18 protein-coding genes and 4 pseudogenes are annotated in these 22,960 nt (G+C 57.8%); 15 read left to right on the top strand and 7 right to left on the bottom strand.

Features of this window, described 5'->3' with window-relative positions; genetic code table 11:
* Positions 1-666 precede the first annotated feature (666 nt).
* Positions 667-1,548, top strand: a complete 882-nt coding sequence (locus FAZ95_RS36440) for an ABC transporter permease (protein ID WP_254700162.1) — start codon at positions 667-669, stop codon at positions 1,546-1,548.
* A gap of 3 nt (positions 1,549-1,551) precedes the next feature.
* Positions 1,552-2,289 carry an ABC transporter ATP-binding protein gene (locus tag FAZ95_RS36435; RefSeq protein ID WP_137337183.1) on the top strand — a complete coding sequence of 246 codons (738 nt, stop codon included), beginning with the start codon at positions 1,552-1,554 and terminating at the stop codon, positions 2,287-2,289.
* A gap of 592 nt (positions 2,290-2,881) precedes the next feature.
* Here FAZ95_RS36435 and FAZ95_RS36430 read toward each other — a convergent pair.
* Entirely contained in the window at positions 2,882-4,387 is a 1,506-nt protein-coding gene (locus FAZ95_RS36430) for a S41 family peptidase (RefSeq protein ID WP_175425854.1), read from the bottom strand.
* A 94-nt stretch (positions 4,388-4,481) separates the two neighbouring features.
* Between FAZ95_RS36430 and FAZ95_RS36425 the strand changes: the two genes are divergently transcribed.
* On the top strand, positions 4,482-4,712 hold the full coding sequence (locus FAZ95_RS36425; RefSeq protein ID WP_137337181.1) for a hypothetical protein: 231 nt from the start codon (positions 4,482-4,484) through the stop codon (positions 4,710-4,712).
* A 203-nt stretch (positions 4,713-4,915) separates the two neighbouring features.
* Here FAZ95_RS36425 and FAZ95_RS36420 read toward each other — a convergent pair whose 3' ends face one another.
* From FAZ95_RS36420 to FAZ95_RS36410, 3 genes and pseudogenes are all read right to left on the bottom strand, one after another.
* The gene (locus tag FAZ95_RS36420; protein ID WP_137337180.1) at positions 4,916-6,238 is read right to left on the bottom strand and encodes a glycosyltransferase family protein; all 1,323 of its coding nucleotides are present in this window, start codon (positions 6,236-6,238) and stop codon (positions 4,916-4,918) included.
* Complete coding sequence (locus FAZ95_RS36415) at positions 6,235-6,927, bottom strand: class I SAM-dependent methyltransferase (protein ID WP_137337179.1); 693 nt, start codon at positions 6,925-6,927, stop codon at positions 6,235-6,237. The genes FAZ95_RS36420 and FAZ95_RS36415 overlap by 4 nt, the downstream gene beginning before the upstream one ends.
* Positions 6,928-7,471: 544 nt before the next feature.
* Positions 7,472-7,642 (bottom strand): annotated as a pseudogene (locus tag FAZ95_RS36410) (IS6 family transposase); the annotation flags it as partial.
* A 20-nt stretch (positions 7,643-7,662) separates the two neighbouring features.
* Here FAZ95_RS36410 and FAZ95_RS36405 point away from each other — a divergent pair.
* Positions 7,663-7,758: pseudogene (locus FAZ95_RS36405) on the top strand (IS6 family transposase); the annotation flags it as partial.
* Positions 7,759-7,805: 47 nt separating this feature from the next.
* A pseudogene (locus FAZ95_RS36400) lies at positions 7,806-8,538 on the top strand (IS6 family transposase).
* A gap of 239 nt (positions 8,539-8,777) precedes the next feature.
* Here FAZ95_RS36400 and FAZ95_RS36395 read toward each other — a convergent pair.
* From FAZ95_RS36395 to FAZ95_RS36385, 3 genes and pseudogenes are all read right to left on the bottom strand, one after another.
* A pseudogene (locus tag FAZ95_RS36395) lies at positions 8,778-8,915 on the bottom strand (hypothetical protein); the annotation flags it as partial.
* A gap of 21 nt (positions 8,916-8,936) precedes the next feature.
* Entirely contained in the window at positions 8,937-9,248 is a 312-nt protein-coding gene (locus FAZ95_RS36390; RefSeq protein ID WP_137337178.1) for a hypothetical protein, read from the bottom strand.
* A gap of 13 nt (positions 9,249-9,261) precedes the next feature.
* Positions 9,262-10,293, bottom strand: coding sequence for a S49 family peptidase (locus FAZ95_RS36385; protein WP_137337177.1), 1,032 nt, complete (start codon positions 10,291-10,293; stop codon positions 9,262-9,264).
* A 271-nt stretch (positions 10,294-10,564) separates the two neighbouring features.
* Between FAZ95_RS36385 and FAZ95_RS36380 the strand changes: the two genes are divergently transcribed.
* From FAZ95_RS36380 to FAZ95_RS36330, 10 genes are all read left to right on the top strand, one after another.
* Complete coding sequence (locus FAZ95_RS36380; protein ID WP_137337176.1) at positions 10,565-11,428, top strand: glycosyltransferase family 2 protein; 864 nt, start codon at positions 10,565-10,567, stop codon at positions 11,426-11,428.
* Complete coding sequence (locus FAZ95_RS36375; protein WP_137337175.1) at positions 11,428-12,549, top strand: glycosyltransferase family 2 protein; 1,122 nt, start codon at positions 11,428-11,430, stop codon at positions 12,547-12,549. Before FAZ95_RS36380 ends, FAZ95_RS36375 begins: the two co-directional genes overlap by 1 nt.
* A gap of 611 nt (positions 12,550-13,160) precedes the next feature.
* Positions 13,161-14,270 (top strand): ISAs1 family transposase, encoded by a 1,110-nt coding sequence (locus FAZ95_RS36365; protein WP_137337174.1) that lies wholly within the window; start codon positions 13,161-13,163, stop codon positions 14,268-14,270.
* A 299-nt stretch (positions 14,271-14,569) separates the two neighbouring features.
* A complete protein-coding gene (locus FAZ95_RS36360) occupies positions 14,570-14,941 on the top strand; it encodes a T6SS immunity protein Tdi1 domain-containing protein (protein ID WP_137337173.1) in 372 nt (123 codons plus the stop codon).
* Positions 14,942-15,123: 182 nt separating this feature from the next.
* A complete protein-coding gene (locus tag FAZ95_RS36355) occupies positions 15,124-17,982 on the top strand; it encodes an ESPR-type extended signal peptide-containing protein (RefSeq protein ID WP_175425853.1) in 2,859 nt (952 codons plus the stop codon).
* An 853-nt stretch (positions 17,983-18,835) separates the two neighbouring features.
* A complete protein-coding gene (locus FAZ95_RS36350; RefSeq protein WP_137337171.1) occupies positions 18,836-19,126 on the top strand; it encodes an immunity protein CdiI family protein in 291 nt (96 codons plus the stop codon).
* A gap of 23 nt (positions 19,127-19,149) precedes the next feature.
* Positions 19,150-19,449 carry a DUF6966 domain-containing protein gene (locus FAZ95_RS36345; protein ID WP_137337170.1) on the top strand — a complete coding sequence of 100 codons (300 nt, stop codon included), beginning with the start codon at positions 19,150-19,152 and terminating at the stop codon, positions 19,447-19,449.
* Positions 19,450-19,552: 103 nt separating this feature from the next.
* Positions 19,553-20,353, top strand: coding sequence for a hypothetical protein (locus FAZ95_RS36340; RefSeq protein WP_137337169.1), 801 nt, complete (start codon positions 19,553-19,555; stop codon positions 20,351-20,353).
* Between the two features lie 281 nt (positions 20,354-20,634).
* Entirely contained in the window at positions 20,635-21,585 is a 951-nt protein-coding gene (locus FAZ95_RS36335) for a hypothetical protein (protein WP_254700160.1), read from the top strand.
* Between the two features lie 121 nt (positions 21,586-21,706).
* Positions 21,707-22,726 (top strand): IS110 family RNA-guided transposase, encoded by a 1,020-nt coding sequence (locus tag FAZ95_RS36330; RefSeq protein WP_137337168.1) that lies wholly within the window; start codon positions 21,707-21,709, stop codon positions 22,724-22,726.
* The last annotated feature ends 234 nt before the right edge of the window (positions 22,727-22,960 follow it).

The following is a 22,960-nucleotide window of genomic DNA, read 5'->3' as shown; positions in this document are numbered from 1 at the left end:
GGCATTCGGAGGCTGTGACACGCGGAAACCTCTATGCCCAAGTTCGCAGCTACCCGGCAGCAAAGATGGACCTTCCCGAAATAATTGGCGAGAAGCCGCCCATAAGCCTTAAAGCCACCGTGCGGCTCAACAATCGTGCCGAAAACAACCATTGACGAGGACATGAACGTCGGATGCTTAGATTTAGTGATCCGCCGTGTGGAGAAATGAGCCTTTCGAGCTGCGCTCCGCGGCGTCGCTTCGCCTTGCAACGATATCGGATGAATGCGACGCACCATTGCGAGAAGCTTAGGGCGTTTTGTTCGCCCGGCCGGATAAGCGCTAAAGAATCCATGTCTTTGAATAATGATCAGGTATTGCACTCATATTACTCAAAATACTGCAGTAAATCTAAGAAGTCCATGACGTCGCATGTATCAAATAGATAGCCTGGTGAATTTTAAGGGATGAGAGCATTAATAGCTTGTGGACTCGGATTCATTGGTTTTCATTTGACCAATTATCTTCTCGACAAGGGATGGAACGTTACCGTTGTCGATCTGGATGGCGCTGTACTATGCGTGCCGATACCACTGGAGAAGATTACTTTGATCGGTGGGCCTTACTACGCGCCGGAAGTCATAGGAAAATATACCAGGATGTCTATGTTTCTCCCTGGGGCTTCGCGTGAATGAATATTTTCCAACATTTTCCGGCGCTCCCGACATCACGGCTCATATAGGATTCTTTATGCAAGCTAGCGTTTTAAGCCCTAACGGCGATAGCAGAGCCGCGAAAGCCGCTCGAGACGTCATCGAAGGTGTAACAAACTATCCAGTGTGGGCCACATTTGCATGGCAAGACATTCGCCAGCGCTACAAGCGTTCGGTGCTTGGCCCGTTCTGGATTACGCTGACCATGTTGGTGACCATCGCGGGTATGGGGCCGCTTTACGGCGCGCTGTTCAAAATTGACGTGAATACTTTCGTGCCGTATCTCGCCCTCGGCATTATTACCTGGGGTCTGCTTTCATCTCTTCTTCTCGACGGATGTGCATGTTTCAGCGCAGTTGAAACGGTGGTGCGGTCCGTGCGCCTGCCGCTGACGCTGCACGTCATGCGCGCCTTGTGGCGTAATTTCGTGATGTTCGGCCACAACATCCTTGCCTATGTGCCGATCATGCTGTTGCTCGGCATCGCGCCTCGCTGGACGTGGCTGATGGCCATTCCCGGGGTGTTGCTCGTCATGGTCGCCGCATTTCCGGCATCGATTATCCTGGGTATTTTCTGCACGCGATTTCGCGACATGCAGCCGATCGTCGGAAGTATCGTGCAGCTTGCCTTCTTTCTTACTCCGATCATTTGGAAACCGGAAGCGTTGGGAACGCGTGCGTATCTCGCCGCGTTTAATCCGTTCGCTTTGTTTATGGAGATTGTGCGCGGACCGATCTACGGCACGATTCCCTCTACAGGTATTTACCGTGGGGCAATCGGCGTTACCGTCGTTCTTTACCTGATTGCGGCACCGCTTTTCGTGCGTTTTCGCTCCCGTATCGCGTTTTGGATTTGAACAATGGCTTATCTCAGTCTTGACAAGTGCACCCTGCACCTGCCTGTCTACGGGACGGGCAACCGTTCACTCAAGCAGATGGTGTTGTCGGCGGCGACGGGCGGCCGCATTGCGGCGGGCAGCCGGAATATCACGGTGGTTGAAGCATTGCGCGACATTACGCTCGATATTCGTCCGGGCGACCGTGTTGGTTTAGTCGGGCACAACGGCGCCGGTAAGACGACGCTCTTGCGGATGCTGGCCGGTATCTATGAACCGACTTTCGGTACCCTGCGCAGCGAGGGGCGCATCACGAGCTTGCTCGACGTCACGTTGGGTCTCGACCACGAGGCAAGCGGATACGAAAACATTCTTCTCCGCGGTTTGATGCTCGGTGCCTCAAAGGCACAGATGCGTGAGTTGACGCCGTCGATTGCCGAGTTCTCCGAGTTGGGCGAGTACCTGCACATGCCCGTTCGGACGTATTCGAGCGGCATGGTGTTGCGACTCGCGTTTTCTATCGTGACCAGCGTCGAAGCCGACATCCTATTGATGGATGAATGGCTTAGCGTCGGCGACGCGTCGTTCGTCGCGAAGGCTGAAGAACGCATGCAGTCGTTCGTCGGTCGCGCGAGCATCATGATTCTGGCGTCACATAATCCGCAGATCATTAGCGATCTTTGCAACGTGAAGCTGACGCTCGAGCACGGGGTCATCAAGGCCATCGAGCGGTCGTCGGGTGTGCCGGCGAGCGTAGCCTGACAAGACAAACAGACGGCACACTGCTGGAGTGATTTGCTTGATGCCATCAATAGGAACCAGTGATCACGTTCGCCGAAATATGAACTCACGCGTAAGCGAGTACCTGGCACCGGCTGTTCATGAGGGAGACCGTGTGGAAAATGTGGAGCGCAAGACCACTGCCCGGGTCGATTTGCTTCGGTAGTCGAGCCTGAACTATTCTCGAAGCCTTATGGGACAAGGCTTCAAGGATAGTTCAGGGCAGCGCCTGCGATCAATGCGGATTCTTCCGCGCGGCGATGACTTGATCCGGACGCAGGTATCAATGATTAGTGCGGTCGTCACCTCAATTTCGGGTGCGAATCAACACCAGAAGCCGGACAAGCATGTCGAGAAAGGGGCCCAACTGGTTCTGCTAATCTTGCAAAACGTAGTCTGCAGAGTGCACGATGTCCATCACTGGCCTTTCACGGTGAGTCAGCCGGGCGAGACGCGTCACACGTGTCGTGTCCACCCGTGATACCTGCACCAGAAATCCTTTCGCAGCGTATAGGCTATTGAGTAGCGCGCCACGCTCGTCGCGACCGGAAATCAGCGTTAAAAAATTGTTACTTTATGGGCTAACATTGCCTGATGCCCCATTACAATATTCAACGCTTTGTGCTTTGGACAGGAGGACGATTCGACCTCGAAGCCAATTCAAGGCTTGCTTCAAGACGAAATCGTTAGATTTTCCAAATTCGACAGGCGGACGTCGCTGACCGGGGCGTCGAGGCGGCGACGATTCGTGGGGCTGCTTTGCCTCCACTGTGCGGAGTGTATCCAGCACGTCTCGTTGGTGCAGAACCTCGAGTAACGCTTCGTTTGGGTTGAGCGGGTTGGCCAAATGGTTCGCAAGATCGATTTCGCGCACAGCGGGTAACGCGTCGACATCGCCGTCCGGATAGGCGTCAACCATCAAGTCCGGCACGACGCCGCAATTCTGAATCGAGCGTCCGCTGGGTGTGTAGTAGCGCGCAACTGTCAACATAAGCCCGGCACCGCCCTGGACGGCACCCGTTACCTGAATCGTTCCTTTTCCAAAAGTCGGCTGACCCATGATGACCGCCCGACGTGTGTCTTGCAGTGCAGCGGAGACGACCTCTGTCACCGATACCGACTGCGCGTTGACCAGAACCACAAGAGGCAAGGTCTTGTACATCACTGGCAGACCGGCAAGTGGATCGTCCGTGAACGAGGTACGGCGATAGTCCACATAAGTGGTGCGATACGTATGTCCAGAGTCGGGTTTTCTCTCTTTGGAAGTCACGACAACAGTATCCGGGGGCAAGAATGCGCTGGCAACTCCTACGCCATCCTGCAAGACTCCCCCACCGTTTGAACGGAGATCTAGCACCAGACCCTTCAAGGGAGGGCGAGTGTAGGCGAGCGGGCGCAAGCGGGTCGCCAGGTCTGTGATGGTCTGTTCATCGAAGCTGCTGATGCGTATATACGCATAACCCGGAATCGGAATATCGGTCGTGACGCTGGACGAGTGAATCAGCGCACGCGTGACGACATAGGTTTTTGTCTCGTCGTCCCGAGTGCGATAAAGAGTCAATCTTACGTGTGTGCCGGCGGCGCCTCGCATACGTTTGACAGCTTCTGCCAAGGTCAACCCTTGTGTAGGCGTGTCGTCGATGTACGTCACAAAGTCGCCCGCGCGAATGCCGGCCTTTTCTGCAGGCGTGTCTTTGAGAGGAGCGTAGACGCGCACCCGCCCGTCCTCCATGCCAACCTGAAGGCCGACTCCTGCAAATCCCCCATCGAGTTGCTCGTGCAAACGAGAAAATTCATCGCGAGAAAAGAACTCGGAATGGGGATCCAGACTGGAAACCATGCCTTTGATGGCACTCGTCATAAGCGCCTCGTCGTCCACATGACCGGCGTAATCATTCTTGATTACGTCAAACGCGGTTTCCAGCGTATGCAGATCCGCAGCGGACAAAGGCGCAAGGTCGACAGGTACATCGCCGGGCTGACTCGCAATCGCGGGGCTGATCGCCGTCGCGCACAGTAGCGCGACCACTCCGAAGAAAAGCATCGCAGCGCGCGAGTTTTCACTGAAGGCGTCGATCAAGTGTTGTTTCCCACGATGTTGCATTCCTTTACGTCCATATGTGACGGGGCAACGGATTGGGACCAAGCGGAAGATTGCCACGTCTCGTATCGGGTTGCATCCGATTTTTCATAATGAAATTTCCGTCTGCGACGAGCACGCAACGTTTGCGTCAATCGACATCTGCCCCTGGCCTGCAGAACCGTTCCATTTCAAACTGAAAAAAACCGCCGCGGTGTTGGCACTGAACGAGAAGGTCGTGAAGCTCCTTCGGCGGCTCGTTGTTTCCTACGCGGTCAGCCGGGATTTCCACCACAGGGAGAGCAAGGTGGGCGGCCCGCTGTGAGGAGACTGGCTTCCAGTATTCGGAGAGAATCTTACGCTGGGCGGGTTGGCCGTTAAAGGGCACTTGCTAGAGGCGCTAATCGTGGCGTGGACGACGTGAATCAGCTTGAGAGGATAGTGGCCTTGTGCCCTCACGTGCTTTAGTGCGTAGATGATTGCCCGCGTGTCCTGATCTTGAGATTCAGGGTGTGATGTTACCCCGTTCTATGGCAGGAGCGCGTCGTCATGCGCCATCATCAGCACACGCATCTCGTTCCACATTCCGTAATAGTGAACAATGAAGCTGTCAGGGCGGCGAAACACCCAAGGCGTGTTGATGCCGACCATATCTGAAATGGTATCGTCTCGCAACATCTCGGCCTTCTTCATGGCGTTAATGAAATGGAATTGGTCGCCGTTGTCGACATACACGCTCGACGTGTCGGGAAGCTTGGCAATCACGGCCATGAGATCTCGCAGCATCACGTCGGTGCGCGCGGTGCGTCGAAAACCCACAATGCCGGCGTTAAAGGGCCACTGCCCGACGTCGTGTGCCAGCAGCCAGTCGCGCCCTTCGAGCAGCGGCTCCAGCTTTTGTTGCTGGTTGGCGATGAGCACGTCGGCGTCTAACCAGACAACCCAATCATGATGTTGCAGGTAGCCGTGCAACAGCCATGGCTTGAACCAGTTGCCGGTCGCGTCCAGTCCAATTTCGTGCGGAATATTGCGATGCACATACAGCGTATAGCCTTGCGCCTCGCAGTAGCGGCGGATATTGCCTTCTGCAATGCGCGCGTAGCTTCCGATATTGGGCGTATAAAGTGTCGTGATCGCAATTGAACGCCCAGGATTGTAGGTACTGCGCTCGGCAGTTTCAACGTCCGGGGTGGAAGCATATTCTGGAAACGAAAAAATCGGCAGGCCGGTTGCCCGGGCGCGGTTAATGCGTTCGACTAGCACGTTGCGAAAGCGGGGCATAACAGATTTTTGCTCGGGGGAATGCGGCATCTCGTCAATACTGATTGCAAACGTCGGCACTCGGGTCCAGAGCGGATCGCAGTTGCATCCGGTCGGCATGACCACGCAGATCCCGTCAATCAATGTCCTGTAGTGATGCGTTTCAAGACCCGCGAATAAAGCTGCCTCGGATGAATGTTGCACGTTACCGCCGAGCCTGGACTTTTTGATAAGCCGCAATACAGTATCTCGTACCGCCTCGGTGTTACGCCAGATCTGCACGTCGACCTGTGGCAGCTCATGCGAGGACGTGCGTACATGAAGCGTGTCACGCCCGGCCATCAGGCGGTCCAGCGCAACCGGCTCGATGATCGCAGAATCTTCGCTCAGCAACAGCACAAGTTGCTCAGGTGGTGTTCGACGTAGTGTATTGAGAAGGACTTCGTAGCGATGCAGCGCCCGTAGCGGCATCACCTGCGGCATGGCAGAGGCGTCTATAACCTCGTGGCGGTAACTGTAGAGTCGTGCATATTGCCGATGATTGGCGAGACTCGCCGGTGCCGGCTGACGGAAATGGCTGACTACTATCATAGCGTATTCCGGAGTTCACCGGACAGGCGACGGATGCGCTTGCGAACGATCTCCATATCCCACAGGCCGAGACAGCGGTCCGACATGGGCACCGTGCCGATATCTGGTCCGTAGATAATGCTCTCGTGACTGCCTTCGATCAGCAAGGCAAGGGGTGGGTCAAGATCGTAAGGCGCCATTTCCAGGTTGATTGGCGTCCACTGGCCGCTAACGATATCCGCGTTGCGTGGATATGTACGATAGACAAAAGTTGTTGTTAGCAGAAAGCGCGCCGCCGTGTCCGCAAAACGCTCGAGCGCTCGAAACACGTCAACGTGGGAGAAATGGAACAGGCAGTCGCGGCACAAGATCAGGTCCGCCTCAGGTAGCGTGTCGCGTAGCAGGTCGAGATGCACGAAGCGGCGACTCGGTGCTGCCCACGTCCGCTTGTTAATCTCGACGAGGTCAGGGACGATATCGGCGCCGATATAGTCAATTTCAGTGAGATCGACGTGGCGCATCCAGTTGAAATCGCCGCATGGCACATCAAGCATTGAGTTCACCCGGAAGCGTCGCAGCAATCCCGGAAGCTCACGAATTACCTGCGCCGCATTCTTTAGCTCTGAGCCCCATCCGGACACGCTCTCCTGGGACTGCCAACCCTTCTCGTCGTAGATTTTCTGGAATACTTGCGCCGAGTTGTTATCCATGTAACCACCCTCTTCTCTAAGAAAGCATTGCTTCGCCGCGAGCGCCTGCCTGGTTGTGACACGAGAAAGGCTACTGCAATCAGCCGGCAACGTGGACCGACTCTTTGGCGTCGAATTCGTCGCGCGTCGCGGCGCCTTCGACTGATTCTGCTGCTGACCCGGAAAGGCGAGAGTGTGGCCGCACCACAGGTAACCACCGGCCAATTGAAGGTGTTGCTGAATCACGAAGGCCTCGGCGCCTGGGTTCAGGGCCGGATCGAGACCAAACACATTTCGCCGATGGCGACATTTCATTGTTCAAGGCAGCTGATCGATACTGAATCCGACCAGTCGTCGCGCCCGCCGCCTGCAGGTGCAGTGTCTATGAAGATGCGATTCTAGGGAGCCGCTTGAATAAGCGTTGTCAACTTTTGTGACAATTTGCGCGTGACACATTGATAGCCTGACTTAGGGAGATGTGGAGTTACCCCCTCCTTTTGGAGGCAGCCAGGAGGGTCTGCGGCGCACGGCCCATCCCCCCGATGGGCGGCGCTCCTTTGGGACATGTTTGGCTCATTCTCCAACTCCTGCCGGCCGGGCGTCTGCAGCGGTGGAGCGCTTTCTCCAGCACGGGTAGCAGCTTGAGCGCCCAGTGATGCACGGTTGAATGATCGACCGCGATCCCACGTTCGGCCATTATTTCCTCAAGCTGTCGCAGGCACAGCGGATACGCGACCGTCGCCGATGAGTGAATTGATGAGGACGCTGAACCCGGCGTTGGCCAAAGTACGGAAACGGTTGAACTATGCGCCGGAAGTGATTCTGGTGTGCGTGCGCTGGTTCACGTTGTATTGCCGGGGCACTGTCGCGTTGCTGAGATGGTCGGGTAAGATCGCGTGATGAAGAATGCAAAATCGCTCTACCACGATCATCGCTTTCCGGTGGCGGTTATCAGTTGCGCGGTGCGCTGGTATTTCAGGTTTCAGCTCAGCCTGCGTGATATCGAAGAACTGTGTTCGAGCGCGGGGTTGTGTCAGTTACGAAACGATCCGACGCTGGTGCGATAAATTCGGCGCGTGCTTCGCGCGCCGTGTCAAGGCGGCTCGTCGCAAGCCCGGCACGACCTGGCACCTTGACGAAGTATTTGTGACGTTGCGCGGCGAGCCTTACCTGTTGTGGAGCGCCGTCGATCAGCACGGTCCCGAGCTCGATATCCTGCTACAGAAGCACCGCGAGAAGGCTGCAGCCAAACGATTTTTCAAGCGCGTGCTTGTCTCGTGTGCTGAGGCACCGCGCAAGATCGTGACCGACCAACTGCGCAGCTATCCGGCGGCGAAAGCCGAGATTCCCGAGCTCGCCCACGTCAGGCACGTTTTCGTCAAAGCCAGCGCGCGGCTGAACAACAGGGCCGAAAACAGTCATCAACCGACGCGCGAACGCGAGCGACGCATGCGTGTTTTCCGCGATCCTGAACGCACACAGGCTCTCCTATCGAGCTTCGGTCCGATCCGGCAGCACCTCGCGCTCAAGGAACATTTACTGCGCACCTCGCTCTATCGCTAACAACTCGCCGCGCGCTTCGACGCCTGGCATCGCTTCACTGAGATCACCCGAGATCCGTCCGCTTTCTGAGCAAATGCGCGTCCTCTCCGCAATTGCGTCGCAAACGCTATAACGTGACAGCGCCCACCCGGCCCTTTCACGTTAATGGTCATCGCCGATGTGAAGATGACCGTGTAGATACCGGATGGCGTGCCCGCTGCGGGACTGCCGAATAGCGCGAGCGAGCCATTGCCGACGTTGTTCGCGCCGGGTACGAGCGTTGGCGCGGGCGGCGTCGCAGGTGGTGTCGCCGATGCTCCGACGCTGACGCTACCGAGCACGGTACCGGCCAGCACGCGCGCGCGGCCCGTCAGGAGGATCGCGTCGCGCGACTGGTGGCCGTTCGCTTCCGAAACCAGGAATCCGCCGTCGTGCCAGATTTCGTAGAGCGGCGGGACAGTAGGCATGTTCATGGCAATCCCCCAGGTTCAGCGCGCGCGGCGCGGGTTGATCTGCTCAATGGCGCGGTCCCATCCGGCCGAAATCGCCTGCGGTGAGAGCGCTTCGGTCGACGAGCCGGGACCGACACGCGGATTGTTGGCCGCGCGATTGTGCGCGGGTGGTGGTGGCGATGGCGATGCCTCGAGCACAGCGATGGCTTCACGGCGTGGCAAGCGCGTATTAAAGGCGAGCCGGGCGGCGAGCTGCGGATTGCGCGAAGCGGCGTGTGTCGCAAAGATTGCGGAACAGCGTGCTTGCTCGCGGCGGCGCGCGGCGGCAGCTGGCGACGAGCCGCGCATCTCGGACTCGTCGTCATCGTCTTCGGCATCGTCCTGGGCGCGCGCCGCGCCTTGCGTCCGCGCTTGCCCTTGCCGCTGTCGTCATCGTCACCGGGCTTGTCCTTATCGTCGTCGTCCTCGCGATCATCGAGGTTTGCAGTTCACCCATGACGGCGAGCAGTGCCGCGTCCGGGGCCATGACGGCATCTGCGAGGCCGATATCGAAGCCTGCTCCGCCCAGGTATGTAAGGCCTTCCGTGGCGCACACCTTCGCGGGCGTGAGGTTGCGATTACGCGCGACAGTCGCGACGAACAACTCGCCCACGGCATCCACGTCAGACTGAATGCGCGCGCGTGCGTCATTCGATAGCGGCTGCACGTCGTTGACGTCTGCCTTGCGCGAGCCGTAGGTAATGAGCGTGACCGTAATCCCGGCAGCGGCGAGCGCCTTCGAGAAATCCTCGGGCGCGACGATCACGCCGATGCTGCCCGTGCCACCGGTACGCGGTACGACAACCGTGTCGCAAGCCGACGCGAGCGCATACGCCGCGCTAAAGGCGTTCTCCGTGAGGATCGCGTGCAGCGGCTTGACGCCGCGCGTGGCATAGATCGCGTCTGTGAGGTCGAAGCATCCCGCTACCTCGCCACCGGGCGAATCGATGTCGAGCACGATCGCGCGCACCGTGTCATCGGCGAGCGCCATAGCGAGGTTGGCGCGGATGCCGTCATAGCCGGTCATGCCGGAATACGGGTGCAGTATGCCGAGCTTCGCTAACAGAGTTTCCTGTACGGGAATCACGGCGATGCCCTCGAAGACTTCGTAGGGGCGTTCCTGCGCGGGTTCGCCCGCGTCATAGTCGGCGTCGAGCAGCACGATTTCGCCATCAGCACGCGTGAGACGCGCGAGGCCGAATCGATTCGCGAGCGCTGCCATCATGATTTCGAGCTTTTCCGGCGTGATTGCGAGCGGCACGTTAAACAGACGCTGGGCCAGGTGCGGATAGTCGGGTGTCGTCGCGATACCACTACAAATGTTGACAATGCCATGGCGCTTGGCTGCTAGCATAACGTGCAGTCCACCAAGCGGCCTCAATCGGCCTTAGATGAAGTCGATGGGCTCTCCTCCTGATCCCCGGAATGATCGGAGATGAAGTGTGAGCTCGCCGCGCTTCTTTCTCCCGGGAGGCACGGTATTTTTTCTTTCGGCTATGGGAATCCTGCATATATTCCAGTACCTGATTGCCGCGGTTGTTACCCTCATCATGTTTGTCGTAGCACACGTGAGTGCTGCCCGTTGAGGTACCTGGTAGCAAGGCCCTTTGAAATTCTGAGTAACTATGTCAAAAGTTACAAATTGCGTTGACAACATCCAGATATCTATTGGGATTCTCCTGTTCAAAAATTCCCGCCGCGAAGTCATCGATTGTTTGAATTCGATTTTTCGGCAATCCGCTGGGCATCATATCCGTGAGGTCCTGATACGCGACCAGAGCGGTGGCTGTCTCGAACATGTTGCAGCGTGGGAGCAATCTCAGACTTGCGAATATCCAATCCGGGCGACGTCCGGGCCGAATCTGGGATTCGGCGGAGGACACAACGCGTTGTTCAAGACCATGGACGCGGCAAGTTGCGCTTACCTCTGTCTCAACCCGGATGGCGTCATGCATCCCCGCGCGGTGGCCGAGATGATCGCGCTTGCAAAGCAGAATCAATGGGGGGGCATTTTCGAGGCAATTCAGGAACCGGTGATGCACCCGAAACATTTCGATCCGGCTACGGGTGCCACGGCCTGGTGCTCGGCGGCCTGCATCCTGTACCCTGCAGCGGTCTTTCGCAAGATTGGCGGATTCGACGACGACTTCTTCATGTATTGCGAGGATGTCGATTTGTCATGGCGCGTGAAGGCAGCAGGGTTCCAGTGCTATACCGCGGCAAAGGCATGGTTCTATCACTATGCGATGGATCGCACGGGGCGTGTCGCCGACATCTGGCGCTCAGCCTACCTGCTAGGTCACAAATGGCGAGCAGCGAAATTCAAGCTGAATGCTTTTCATACGCTTACAGCGCTTGTCGACGTCGAACCCGAAGAAATCCGGGCTTATGTCGAGGCTCATGACCAGCACTCCATGGAAATGGTGTTTCAGGCCTCACCTGATTTTCAGCACGGTTTGGTGTTTGCTCGACAGATGTGGACAGAGTAATGAACGAGGCTCTCTCAATTGTCATCCGGAGCATGCCGGGGCGCGAACACTTTCTGGAGAAGTGCCTGTTCACGCTATCGGCCCAGTCCTACCGCGACATGCAGGCGCTCGTGGTGGTCCAGACGAAGGAGCGGCTTGAAGAAGCCGACAAGCTGGCCGAAGTGCTCGACTCCTGGAAGTACAGCTTCGTCGACGCGCGAACTATCGTGCATTGCAGCGAAAAGGACGCGCGTTCAAAGAGCCTGAATCTGGGCATTGAGGCGGCGAGCGGCCGCTATATCGCCTTCCTCGATGACGACGACAAGGTCTATCCGGAGCATTACGCCAAGCTGATTGCCGAGTTGCGGAAGAGCGACTATGCTTGGGCCTACTCCGACACTGTCCGTGCCCAGTACAACGAAGAAGGGCAGCTTACGCATCGGACTATGCCGTTCCGGCGCAAGCGCTATTCGTATCTGAGCCACCTGCAAGAGAATTTCATCCCGATTCATTCTTTCGTAGTTGACCGGGAACGCGCGCCAGACATGCCGATGATCGACGAGCGGTTCGATCGGCTGGAAGACTACGACTTCCTCCTGCGGCTCGCACGTATCCATGAGCCACTGTACTTGCCGTACATCGGCGCGGAATACTGTATCCGCACCGATGGGACGAATTCCGTGCAGGACGGTACGGCGCAGTTGCGTGCGGCATTGGAAAAGAAGCGGATCTGGGCGCAATCGCAGAACCTACTCGAGGAACGCCAGTTCGGCCTGGTCGGCTGGTGGGTTCGTGAGATCAAGGATCTGCCGTCACAGATCGTCACACAACATGTTCCGTCTGCGCAGTCTCCTTACCAACCGGACATGCATCACCAGGACTATTACTTCAGAAACACGCTGAGCAGTTTTCATCGATCCAGATCGTGGAGATTGACGCGTTTCGTCCGCAATATCGTTCGCCGGGCTAGAGGACAGGGCAAAGAAATCCCGCATGTTCCGAATACCGAATGGGAAGCGCAGGCCCAGATTTTCGAGATCCTCAATTCGAGTTCTTGGGAACTGACGGCGCCGTTCCGCCTGATTCCGCGAGTCTGGCGAAATCGAAGAGGGCTCACAGAAAGGCCTCGTGCTAACGACTAGGGCTTCTCATCCTCGCCGGGCGGGATGCATCGAGCAACCTGTGTGATTTGCGCCGACGCTCGATGCCTCGGCGCTAAATCCTGCCTCTTACTGCCCCGTCGGCGCTTCGGGCGGACTTGATCGATGCTGCCGCCGCTGCGCCTGTACATGACGGCAGCGTAAGCCCGAGTCGGCTCGCTCGCCGCGACGGCAACTTGCCGTCGGTATCCCGGTGCGTAGTTCGGTCGGCCCTTGCGGTTCGATGGTCTCGCATTCCGTGTGTCCAAAGTAGTCCCCACCACTTGAAGTAACGGGCATCACTTTGGACACTGGCTTCAGCTCTGTCCATGCGGCCATCAAATGACGCTTACGTCGCATAAGCCGTCCGTATTGTGGCTGGTATATGCCGGAAACACCGGTAGCAGGTTTAGCAGCCTGAAGAGGAGAACCCCGCACGCCCGGGAGGGTGTGCGGCTGCCTCTGTTCGTCTGTTGCTTTCGTCAATGGGCGGGCATTGGCGGGGGAGCCTTCGGGCTTGCCGGTTTTGGTTCCCTCCGGTCTGCTAACCCTGTCATGTCCCCGCTCACCCCTCAAGTGTGGGCCGGCCTGTTTCGACACGGAGACGCGGACCCATGCCAGAAGATTCCGGCAGTAATCCCAGCACTTTGGCCCCTCAGGACCGCATTGCCATTCTCGAAGACCTGCTCAAATTTCACGCTCCGCAGAATCTCTGGGCTGTCGGCGAAATCTTTCAGGCGGTACCGTGGCTTGACTACACAAACCGGCCGGATGTTTCAGCCGACGAGCTTCGGGCAAGGATTGCCCTTGCTCGCACGGGCTTGACTCGGGTCGCACACGGACTAGCAATCGACAATCTCAATACCGAAGAAGTGCGGGCCAGCCGCAACGGCCAGGTCGAGCTCGAGGACCAGGACGGGGAACTCGTCAGCGGGCGGCATGCGGTGCGCGGCTCGCATCAGCGCGGTGAGCGCGCCATCCATCTGGTGTCGGCGTACGGCAGCGGGCTGGGGGTGGTGCTCGAGCAGGTGCGCACGGCCGACAAATCGAACGAGATCGCCGCCATCCCGGAGCTGCTTGACGCACTGGTCCTGAAGGGAACAATTGTGCCCATCGACGCGATGGGTTGTCAGCAGACGATTGCCCGACAGATCGTGCAGGCCGGAGCTGACTACGTGCTGGCGGTCAAGAAGAATCATCCCACCCTGAGCTGGCGCGTGCAGCAGGCGCTGAAGGCGGCCGAACGCCTGGCACCGGCCGAGCGCAGCAAGCTGTGCAGCGAGTACCGCGAGGTGGACAAAGACCACGGACGCATCGAGACGCGCTGGTGCATGGCGATCCGGGACCCCAGGCTCGCCGGGGCCCACGTGTTGCCCTGGGCCCACTCAGTCGCAGTCATCGAGTCTACACGTGAGATTGGCGACGCGGTCACGACCGAGCGCCACTATTTCGTGTCCAGCCTGCCACCCGACGTAAAACGTATCGCCCGTGCGGTACGCGCCCACTGTCGTATCGAGAACAACCTCCACTGGTGTCTTGATGTGGTCTTTGGCGAAGACCAGTGCCGCGTGCGCGTGGACAATGCCGCCCAGAACTTCGCCATCCTCCGGCGTATCGTCATGAACCTGTTAAAGCACGACCACAAGACCAAAGCAGGCCTAAAGATTCGTCGCCTTAAAGTCGCTACCAGCGATCTCCATCGCGAGCAAATCCTCGGCTGGTAAGGCGCACGGATATTTAACCTTTCGTGCAATCACCCTGGTTCTCTTGATCCATTACGCATATCTGTGACTATTCTTCAGATTTGTTCGATGGGGTTCTGGTTTAATGGATGGGTGATCAAAGATGATCGTGAGAGTTTATTCAGGCTGTCCGTTGTGACCGTGAACTCGCTGTTACGGGTGCTTCTTTCATAAGGAAAACTGAGGATATAAGAAGGGGGCGGAATTGCACGGCGCATCCGCTCGCAACAACGGGCGCACGCACAGAACGTCTCGCCAACGTGATATGAGCAACATAGGACTTGGATGTTGCAGTTACAACGGTGTTCATTGAGCCGGATACCTGTGGCGTCTGGTGGCTGAACACCGGCACAGCCGAACTGACAAAAGTGGCCGACTCCGTCCCGCATTTCGAAGGTCTGTTGAACTCGGATCTGGCTGATGAATGGTTCTCGCCAGACCTGGTCGGGAAGCTTCATGTTGCGGGCAAAGTGCCAGGACTTGGCGAGTGCTACACGTTCGTCATCTTGCCAATCTTCAGCGAGGGGAAGTATGAGGTCGACAACGTCAACCCTGTTCCAGTCCGCGAACATTATGGATCAACCGGCTCGATGCATAAGCACCTGCGCGACATTCCAGACGGAGCGCAGGTAGAGGTCAATGTGTCTGACTGACTTGCCAGCGGGTTGTATGCGGCCTTGTCTTCAACCAGACGTTCGACTTGGGTGCTTGGATCGTCAACAAACGGGCCGCAGAAGAAGTAAGCAAGCTAGTAAGCATAACTAACAATTACTGACGGTCGGGTCGATGTAATACGCATAGCATGCGGGTACATAAAAAGGAAACTTCGCACGCGTTGTCGCGATCGGCAACTGTTGTGCAGGGCATCGTCATTGTGGGGTTGAATTGCATGAATGCAGTATTCAGAAGCATCTGGAGCGAGGCGCTTGGAATGTGGGTCGCGGTGTCGGAATTGCCGGCCTCGCGTGGTAAAACGGGAAATTCCCAGACTCTCTTGGCTCCTCGCCAGTCGGACGAACACTGCAGTATTGGGGTGACCGCCGGAGAGGCGTCTCGTGGTTACGAGGTTGGTGTGCGAACTCAAGGTGCTTTGTTTTCCCGCCCTATTGTAACGACGATACTTCTGGCTTTCGGCAACCTGTCTCCAATCTTCGCACATGCACAATACTCCGCTGGCGGCGGCGTTGCGAATGGCGGTTCCTCGATTGCGATCGGTACGGGGGCGGTAGCCACACCCGCGCCGGGTGGGTCTTTCGGAAATGTGGGGACAGCGATAGGGCCAGGTGCGGTGGCATATGGGCACGATACGGTAGCGCTTGACGCTCAGGTGGGCGCGGCCCCCGTTGTTGCAGCCACGGCGCCTGGGCAGCAGCAGTTTGTCAACACAACGGCCCCAAATGCAATCGGCATTGGGGCGAGTATCGGCCAGGGAAGTGGTGCGGGGCTGGTTGAGAGCAGTTCGCAGGAAGCCATCGGGATCGGCAGTTCGATGGGGTATTCAGCCAATGGCGGTCAAGGCGCTGCGGATCATTCCATCCTGATTGGCACCTTCGCGCAAGGCGGGACGGCCGATGCGGCGGGAAGTGTAGGCGGCTCGAGTTCGTCGGTGGCGCTGGGTCATTACATCACCATCGGAGCAGCATCGGTCGGCGGAGCTGGTAGCGGAAACAAGGCAAGTGCGTTTCAGGCCGTGCTGATGGGGTCTGAGTCAAATCTCGGATCGGCCGCCTACGCGCAATTCGGCTTGGCATCCAATAGTTCGGTGACGGCCGACAACAGCGTTCTCATTGGGGCGTCGTCTCAACTGGGTTTTGTGAACAACAGCAACGAGACAGTGAGTGCCCAGAATGCCGTCCTAATCGGCTCGGGTTCGCGACTCGGTGTTGACGCCAACGCTAATAATTCCATCCTTATCGGCACAGGCTCCAGTGTAGGGGTGAGCGGTGCCAATGCACTCAATTCCGTGGCCATCGGTTCAGGCGAGACGGTTAATGCAAGTAGCTCCATTGCCATTGGGACGGGCAACGTTGTGTCCGGCAACAACTCAGGCGCCATCGGCGACCCGACCACCATTACCGGCTCGGGCACCTACACCCTAGGCAACAATAACGGCGCGGTAGGGGCCAACGAGTCGGGCATCTTCGGCAACAACAACACCTTGCCTACGGGTTCGGACAACAGCCGCATCGTCGGCAACGCCAATACGGTCAACGCCCCGGACTCGTTCGTCCTGGGCAATAACGTAACGGTGAACAACGCCAACAACGTGGTGCTGGGTAACAACAGCGCTGACAAGGTGGCGGTGCAGATTAGCAGTGCGGCTATCCCCAGTGTGATCGCCACGCTCAATCCGGACGGCACTACAAGCTACGCCGCTGGCCCGGCGATCACCTACGGCAACTTCGCTGGTACAGCGACAGGCGTGGTGAGCGTGGGCGCGCCTGGCGCCGAGCGACAGATCGTCAACGTCGCCCCAGGCGCGATCAACGCCACCAGCACCGACGCGGTCAATGGCAGCCAGCTCTACGCGGTGGCAAGCCAGATCAGTGCGCTGGGCGGCAACGTCACTACTATTGTTGACAACGCCCAGACGCACTACTACAGCGTGAATGATGGTGGTACGCAGAGCGCCAATTACAACAATGCCGGTGCATCGGGGATCGACGCACTGGCGGCTGGTACGGGGGCAAGCGCGGCCGGTGCCAATGCCACGGCGGTGGGCAATGCGGCCGCCGCGAGCGCAACCAACAGCTTAGCCGTGGGCTCAAAGGCCAGCGCGACCGTTGCAAATAGCGTGGCGCTCGGCAGTGGCTCCACCACGACGGCTGCCACCGCCACATCGGGTACGACAATTCGTGGTCAGAGCTACACCTTCGCCGGGGCTACCCCGACCGGTGTGGTGAGTGTGGGTTCTGTTGGGGCGGATAGGCAAGTCCAAAACGTAGCGGCAGGCCAACTCACTGCGACCAGCACCGACGCCGTCAACGGTAGCCAGCTCTATGCAACGAATCAGGCGATCGACAGTCTGTCGAATACCGTCACCGCTACGGCGACGCACTACTACAGTGTCAACGACGGCGGCGCTCAACAGAGCAACTACGAAGGCGGTGGAGCGAGCGGAGCGAATTCCGTCGCGATCGGACCTGGCGCGAGTGCTTCCGGCGCAAGCACCGTGGCGCTCGGCCAAAACGCGGCTGCGGCGGGACAAAACGCAACGGCAATCGGCGCCAATGCCTCGGCCACAGCAAATAACGCCGTGGCGATGGGTGCGAACGCCGTAGCGAATGGTGCGAATTCAGTGGCAATCGGTGCTGGCTCTGTCGCAACGCAAGCGAATACGGTTTCTGTTGGTTCGACTGGCAACGAACGGCGCATCACGAACGTCGCTGCGGGCACGAATCCGACCGATGCTGTCAATGTCAGTCAGCTCAACGCCGCAGCCTCTCAGAACCTCTACTCGGCGCAGCGTTACACCGATCGCGGCGTTGCGGCCGCCCTCGCCATCCCGAGCGTCCCGATGCTCAGCGTCGGCGACAAGTGGATCGGCGCCGCTGCCGGCACTTACGGCAATGCGACCGCGCTTGGTGTCGCAATCGCTTACCAAGCCACACCCAACCTGAACGTTGCCGGTGGTGTCTCTTCCGCCATCGGAGGCTCAACCGCACTCAAGGTCCAGGCCGGTTATCGCTGGTAGTTCGCCGCACTACCGTTTTCCAACGTGGTGGCGCAATCGAACCAGGGGGCGGTGTCGGTGGGCGTTCGCACCGGGACTCTGACGAACGACCAAATAGAATGCGTGCGCCGACACGGTCGTTGCGTCGCCCGGCAAGCGGGAGTTCAAGCCGCACATCATCGCGGTGGCGGGCGAAGCGACGACGAAGGCGGTACTAGATTCGGCGCTCGAAGGCCGCAACCGGCGATTGATATTCCGCACAACTTCCTTGGCTGGAAAGAGTTCTAACCGTTTAACAATTCGTGCAATCGCCCTAGTACCCAATGCAACCGTTGACAGAAGTTGACAGTTGGCTGTGGCTGAAGCGGCTAGAGTGACGCACCCACGCGCGAAGAGACCATCGACGCGCATTGCTCTTTAAGACGCTTCGGACAGCGAATGGGCTTGAATCATACGTCGTCACGACGCGGTATGGAATCTGTCCGATAGTAGCGAATTGACAAAGGATGCTGCGCGCGGGGCATTCGAAAAAGATACGATTGCTTTTGTGCCGCCAGGACCGGCAATCGATGAGGAGCAGGCTGGAGAGTCATTTGCGGCTGGTCCGGGTACGGCGATTGGAGCGGCTGCGGGGGCTACAGACAGCAGTGCGACGGGGGGCTGCTGCTTCCAAAAATGCGGCGGTCAATCAGGCAGACCTCGATACACTCGCTGCGAACGGCGTGAAATTCATCCTGCAAATCGTTATTGCGACGGGGACGACCTCGGGCGGACAGGTGATTTTTCCTGTGACGGGTCCCTCGAGCGCAGGTCTCCGAATTCTACAGTCAGAGGCAATGGTTTTGTCGTGGATGCGAATCCAAGGGGGCGTCAAATGAGAAAAATCAATGTGATGGCCGAGCATCAATTCTATCCCCTATGGGACATGTCGCCCGGCATGTACGGCGACCTCGATCCGAATACGTTGCCCATCTCGGTGGAGCTCAAGCAACAATTTGCAGACTGGGCACAAATGTTCGATGAAACGTTGGATATGTCCGAACCTGCAAAATCCGGCTTTAAAAGTGCGGAAGCAGAGGCCGCTTTCAAGGTGAAGGGAGTTCAGCTCGCTGAGCAATTGAGGAAAGAACTTGGCGGCGATTATTTAGTCTCCGTCACGGTGTAACTTGCGACAGACAGCTATTTGAAATGGCAAGTGTCAAAGAAATTTGCAGCGTGCTGATTCGCATGAGCGGGTTGCTGTTGTTTTGTGATTTGGAGGACTGGGCGTGTGTGCTGATTCAGTTTGCGAATCGAGTAGAAGAGGGATGCCCGGTTGTCCGAGCGGAAATCTTACGCTTGTTCGGCGGAATGGGTTCGCTGAACGACCTTGTTCTGCATAAAGATGGTCACGTATTGAACGATGAGAACGAGGTGTTCGATGCGCTGCGTGAGCGTCTTTATGAGTTGATTCGAGATCAATTGACTCTCGATAGTGAGAACAGATGAGTTGACGGAAGTGGAATTGGGTTGACATCGACGGATGCCCGGGCAGAGACGCAGTGGCCTATGCAGTAGATCGAGAAGTGACGGCGGGAAACGGGGTAGTTTGATGATGGCACGAAATCGAACGGAAGAACTGAAGATTGTCTTTGCGCTCAGCGACCTCGCTGACCCAAAGGGAAACATGCTGGTGAACGGCGGCGTGACGTCGTATCCCAGAGCGACGTCGATTGGCTATTTGGATGCCTTGCACCTGCTCATCGAGGCCATGCGAACGCTGAGCATTGACACGACCTTTCTCGAGGGTGGTCACGCCATATCGGCGGAAGCGCTGCTAAAGAGAATTGAACAAAGAGGGACGTGGGCGCACATCGAGACCGCCGAGCTCTTTTTCCAATTTGAGGTCGTCGGTGCTTTTGACCATGCATACATCACGGTCACCGAATTGTCCGCGGGCGCAGCGGGTGATTGGGGAAACTGGGTGAAGCCTTTCCTAGCCTTGGATGGATTCGTTCAGGCGTGGGGGGTAGACGTTCAATACAACTACTGGCAAAACGTTCGCGACCCGGTCGAGTATCAAATTTTCGGCCGTAACTATTCCCATTTGCCGATGAGGTCGAATGGTTTGCTTTCATCCGTTCAACGGATGGAAATTGATATCTCCGGAAACCCTGGGCGCTGGATGCTGCGAACAGGCTACGTCGAATCGGTGGGGGCTGTGATGTGGTTGGGGGAACGCTTCTGGGCGCGCGTCGGACAGATTCGCAAGCGTTTTCTGAATGTCGCCGAATGGCTGTGCGTGACCGAACCCGCGAAAGGGATTGTGCAAATACGAGCGTCCGACCGTTGCTTTGTTGGCGAGGATACGGCCAGCACTCAAGTGCGTCTGCGAGCGCTTCTATACGGTTAATCTCCATTCGAGCTGGATGCGTCGTCGCGGCGCTTTTGAAGCGCAGTGATTCAAGAGTATGCAATTAGCATAACGAATTTATATGAATTTGGCATTTTCCCGCATTCGACGTTCGGCGGTGCTCGCTATCGCGTTGGTTCTCGCGGCTTGTGGTGTATTGGACTGTGGCGGCTCGGCGACGAACGGTGCGGGAGTGGGCGGTTGCCATGCGCATACGACTTTCTGAAAGTTTGCCAATTTCCATGAGGTCTCGTCACCGCAACCCGGCAGCAACCTGCCCGATGCCTAAAGCGTTGTTCGTGCTCGCGTTGCTTGCATGGGCTGTCGCGGCAAATGCGACGGGCATTGTCTCCGATGGCGGCACCGCGACGTCGGTTACGACTGCGGCGAACGGCGCGACGACGCTCGCTGCGCAAGGCGGTATCACCAACGACAACGCTCGAATTCTCGCCAACGGTGCGGTGACGCTCGCGGCGCTAGGTGACGTGCAAAACGTTATCGACCATAGCGGCGGCACGGCCGGTGGTGCGCCCATCGCGTACTCGAACACGGGCGGCAGCTTCCTGTTTTTCACGCACTCGACGAGCGGCTACAACGTCGACTACGGGTCCGTCAGCCAGCCGGACCAACTTGCGTACATCGCTTCGACTGGCGGTCCGGTGACGATTTCCGGCCGAAACATTACCAATTCCGGCGGGATCATCCAGTCGAACAATGCCGATATCGACATTATCGCGCAAGACGCGTTCACGAACGCCGCCGTGATGTCGGGACAAGCAAGCTACTCGCAAAGCTGCTGGATTTTCTGCCACGCGAGTGCGACGAGCACCGTCACGCCGTACGGCGGAACGATTCAATCGGGCGCCAACATCGCGATTGTCGCCGGCACGAGCGCGAGCGACATCGGCGGCAACGTGTTCGCGACCGGCAACATCGCCGTCACCGCACCGGTGACCTATGCGCGGGGCGTCACCGGTTACTTCGCCATCAACCAGGACTGGGGCTTCAAGGCCTTCTTCGGCAGCACGTGGGCGGAGATGATTGCATCCGACATCGGCGGTGGCTTCACGGCCGACGGTTCCATGTCGCTCATCGGCGACGGCGTCATCGATGGGGGCTATTTCAGCGGCGGCACGGGCGTCTCGGCCACCGGTGGCATCACGACCGTGCGTGCGCCGTCCAGCACGCCGGTGCGAATCGGCCAACATCTGGGCTTAACGACATGGTGGTAATTGAATGAACGCGTCCCACCCCAGATCGTAGGAGCAATTGGCGGGGATCCTTGTGGTTCGACGGCATCAATATGCCCAAGTGGAAAATCTCTGCATTTCCAGTCAGCCGGAGGATTTCGCAATGAAGCTTATGCCTGTTGGTATCGACATCGCAAAGAATGTTTTTCAAGTGCACTACATCGACCAGGAGACGGGAGAGATCGTGAACAAGCCGATAAAGCGAGCGCAGTTCCTTGAACATTTCGCGAATCATGCCCGATGCCTGATTGGGATGGAGGCCTGCGGCGGTGCACACCACTGGGCCCGGCAACTCGCGAAGCTGGGGCATGAGGTGAGGCTGATACCTGCGGAATACGTGAAAGCCTTCAATGTCCGTAACAAAAATGGCGCTGCCGATGCAAAGGCCATTTGGCATGCCGTACAACAACCGGGGAAACCCGTGTCGGTGAAAACTGAGATGCAACAGGCAATGCTGGCGCTGCACCGAATGCGCGAGCAACTCGTGAAATTTCGCACGATGCGGATCAATGGCTTGCGTGGCTTGTTGACGGAATACGGCGAGGTAATGAGCAGGGGGCGGGCTCAACTTGACCGTGAGATCCCGGCGGCGTTTGCACGCATTGCGGAGCGGTTACCGGCAGCGCTGGTGGACACGTTACGTGAGCAGTGGAACGGACTGGCGAAGCTCGATCAACAGATTGCCGAGATCGAACGGCGAATGCGTGACTGGAAGAAAGAGGATGCGGCCGTGAGAGCAATCAGCGAGATCCCAGGTGTCGGACTACTCACGGCGACGGCGGCAGTCGCGATGATGGGCGATCCAAAGGCATTTCGCTCGGGGCGGGAATTTGCAGCGTGGGCTGGCCTTGTTCCAAAGCAGACGGGCTCCGGAGGCAAGGTAAACCTGCATGGGATCAGCAAGCGGGGCGATACCTATCTGCGCACGCTATTGATTCACGGTGCGAGATCTGTATTGACCCATGCCAAAGACCCAGGTCCTTGGGTTGATCAGATCAAGAAGCGCCGACCGATGAACGTAACAGTTGTCGCTTTGGCGAACAAGATCGCGCGAACAATCTGGGCAGTGCTGGCGCGAGGCAAGGCGTACGAGAAGGGATATGTGAGCGTGAGACCTGCGTAAGCGGATCTCGCTCGATATGTGAGTAATGGTTAGCAAAAGGGTGGACGTCGAAAGGTTGCGCTGGCAATAGCGTGTGATGGCAAGACAGGTAGGACCGGGACTCGCTAAACCTGGATCAGAACAAGAGCCTTGAGCTCGTGGTGGTAATGAGGTGCGAGTCAGCGGATTCCATAGGGGCCCGCAGCGGATGGTATGGCTGCAATAAGGCCGGATACATAGCTGCAGACCTTCCTG

The organism is Trinickia violacea, assembly GCF_005280735.1.
Classification (GTDB): domain Bacteria; phylum Pseudomonadota; class Gammaproteobacteria; order Burkholderiales; family Burkholderiaceae; genus Trinickia_A; species Trinickia_A violacea.
This window is presented reverse-complemented; position numbering and strand designations above follow the sequence as displayed.

Excerpts from the sequence above, each read along its gene's own strand:
- FAZ95_RS36335 (WP_254700160.1), top strand. The coding sequence starts at position 20,635 with ATGCCTAAAGCGTTGTTCGTGCTCGCGTTGCTTGCATGGGCTGTCGCG.
- FAZ95_RS36365 (WP_137337174.1), top strand. The coding sequence starts at position 13,161 with ATGCCAGAAGATTCCGGCAGTAATCCCAGCACTTTGGCCCCTCAGGAC.
- FAZ95_RS36375 (WP_137337175.1), top strand. The coding sequence starts at position 11,428 with ATGAACGAGGCTCTCTCAATTGTCATCCGGAGCATGCCGGGGCGCGAA.
- FAZ95_RS36435 (WP_137337183.1), top strand. The coding sequence starts at position 1,552 with ATGGCTTATCTCAGTCTTGACAAGTGCACCCTGCACCTGCCTGTCTAC.
- FAZ95_RS36385 (WP_137337177.1), bottom strand. The coding sequence starts at position 10,293 with ATGCTAGCAGCCAAGCGCCATGGCATTGTCAACATTTGTAGTGGTATC.
- FAZ95_RS36420 (WP_137337180.1), bottom strand. The coding sequence starts at position 6,238 with ATGATAGTAGTCAGCCATTTCCGTCAGCCGGCACCGGCGAGTCTCGCC.
- FAZ95_RS36380 (WP_137337176.1), top strand. The coding sequence starts at position 10,565 with ATGTCAAAAGTTACAAATTGCGTTGACAACATCCAGATATCTATTGGG.
- FAZ95_RS36350 (WP_137337171.1), top strand. The coding sequence starts at position 18,836 with ATGAGAAAAATCAATGTGATGGCCGAGCATCAATTCTATCCCCTATGG.
- FAZ95_RS36390 (WP_137337178.1), bottom strand. The coding sequence starts at position 9,248 with ATGCGCGGCTCGTCGCCAGCTGCCGCCGCGCGCCGCCGCGAGCAAGCA.
- FAZ95_RS36330 (WP_137337168.1), top strand. The coding sequence starts at position 21,707 with ATGAAGCTTATGCCTGTTGGTATCGACATCGCAAAGAATGTTTTTCAA.
- FAZ95_RS36345 (WP_137337170.1), top strand. The coding sequence starts at position 19,150 with ATGGCAAGTGTCAAAGAAATTTGCAGCGTGCTGATTCGCATGAGCGGG.
- FAZ95_RS36340 (WP_137337169.1), top strand. The coding sequence starts at position 19,553 with ATGATGGCACGAAATCGAACGGAAGAACTGAAGATTGTCTTTGCGCTC.
- FAZ95_RS36415 (WP_137337179.1), bottom strand. The coding sequence starts at position 6,927 with ATGGATAACAACTCGGCGCAAGTATTCCAGAAAATCTACGACGAGAAG.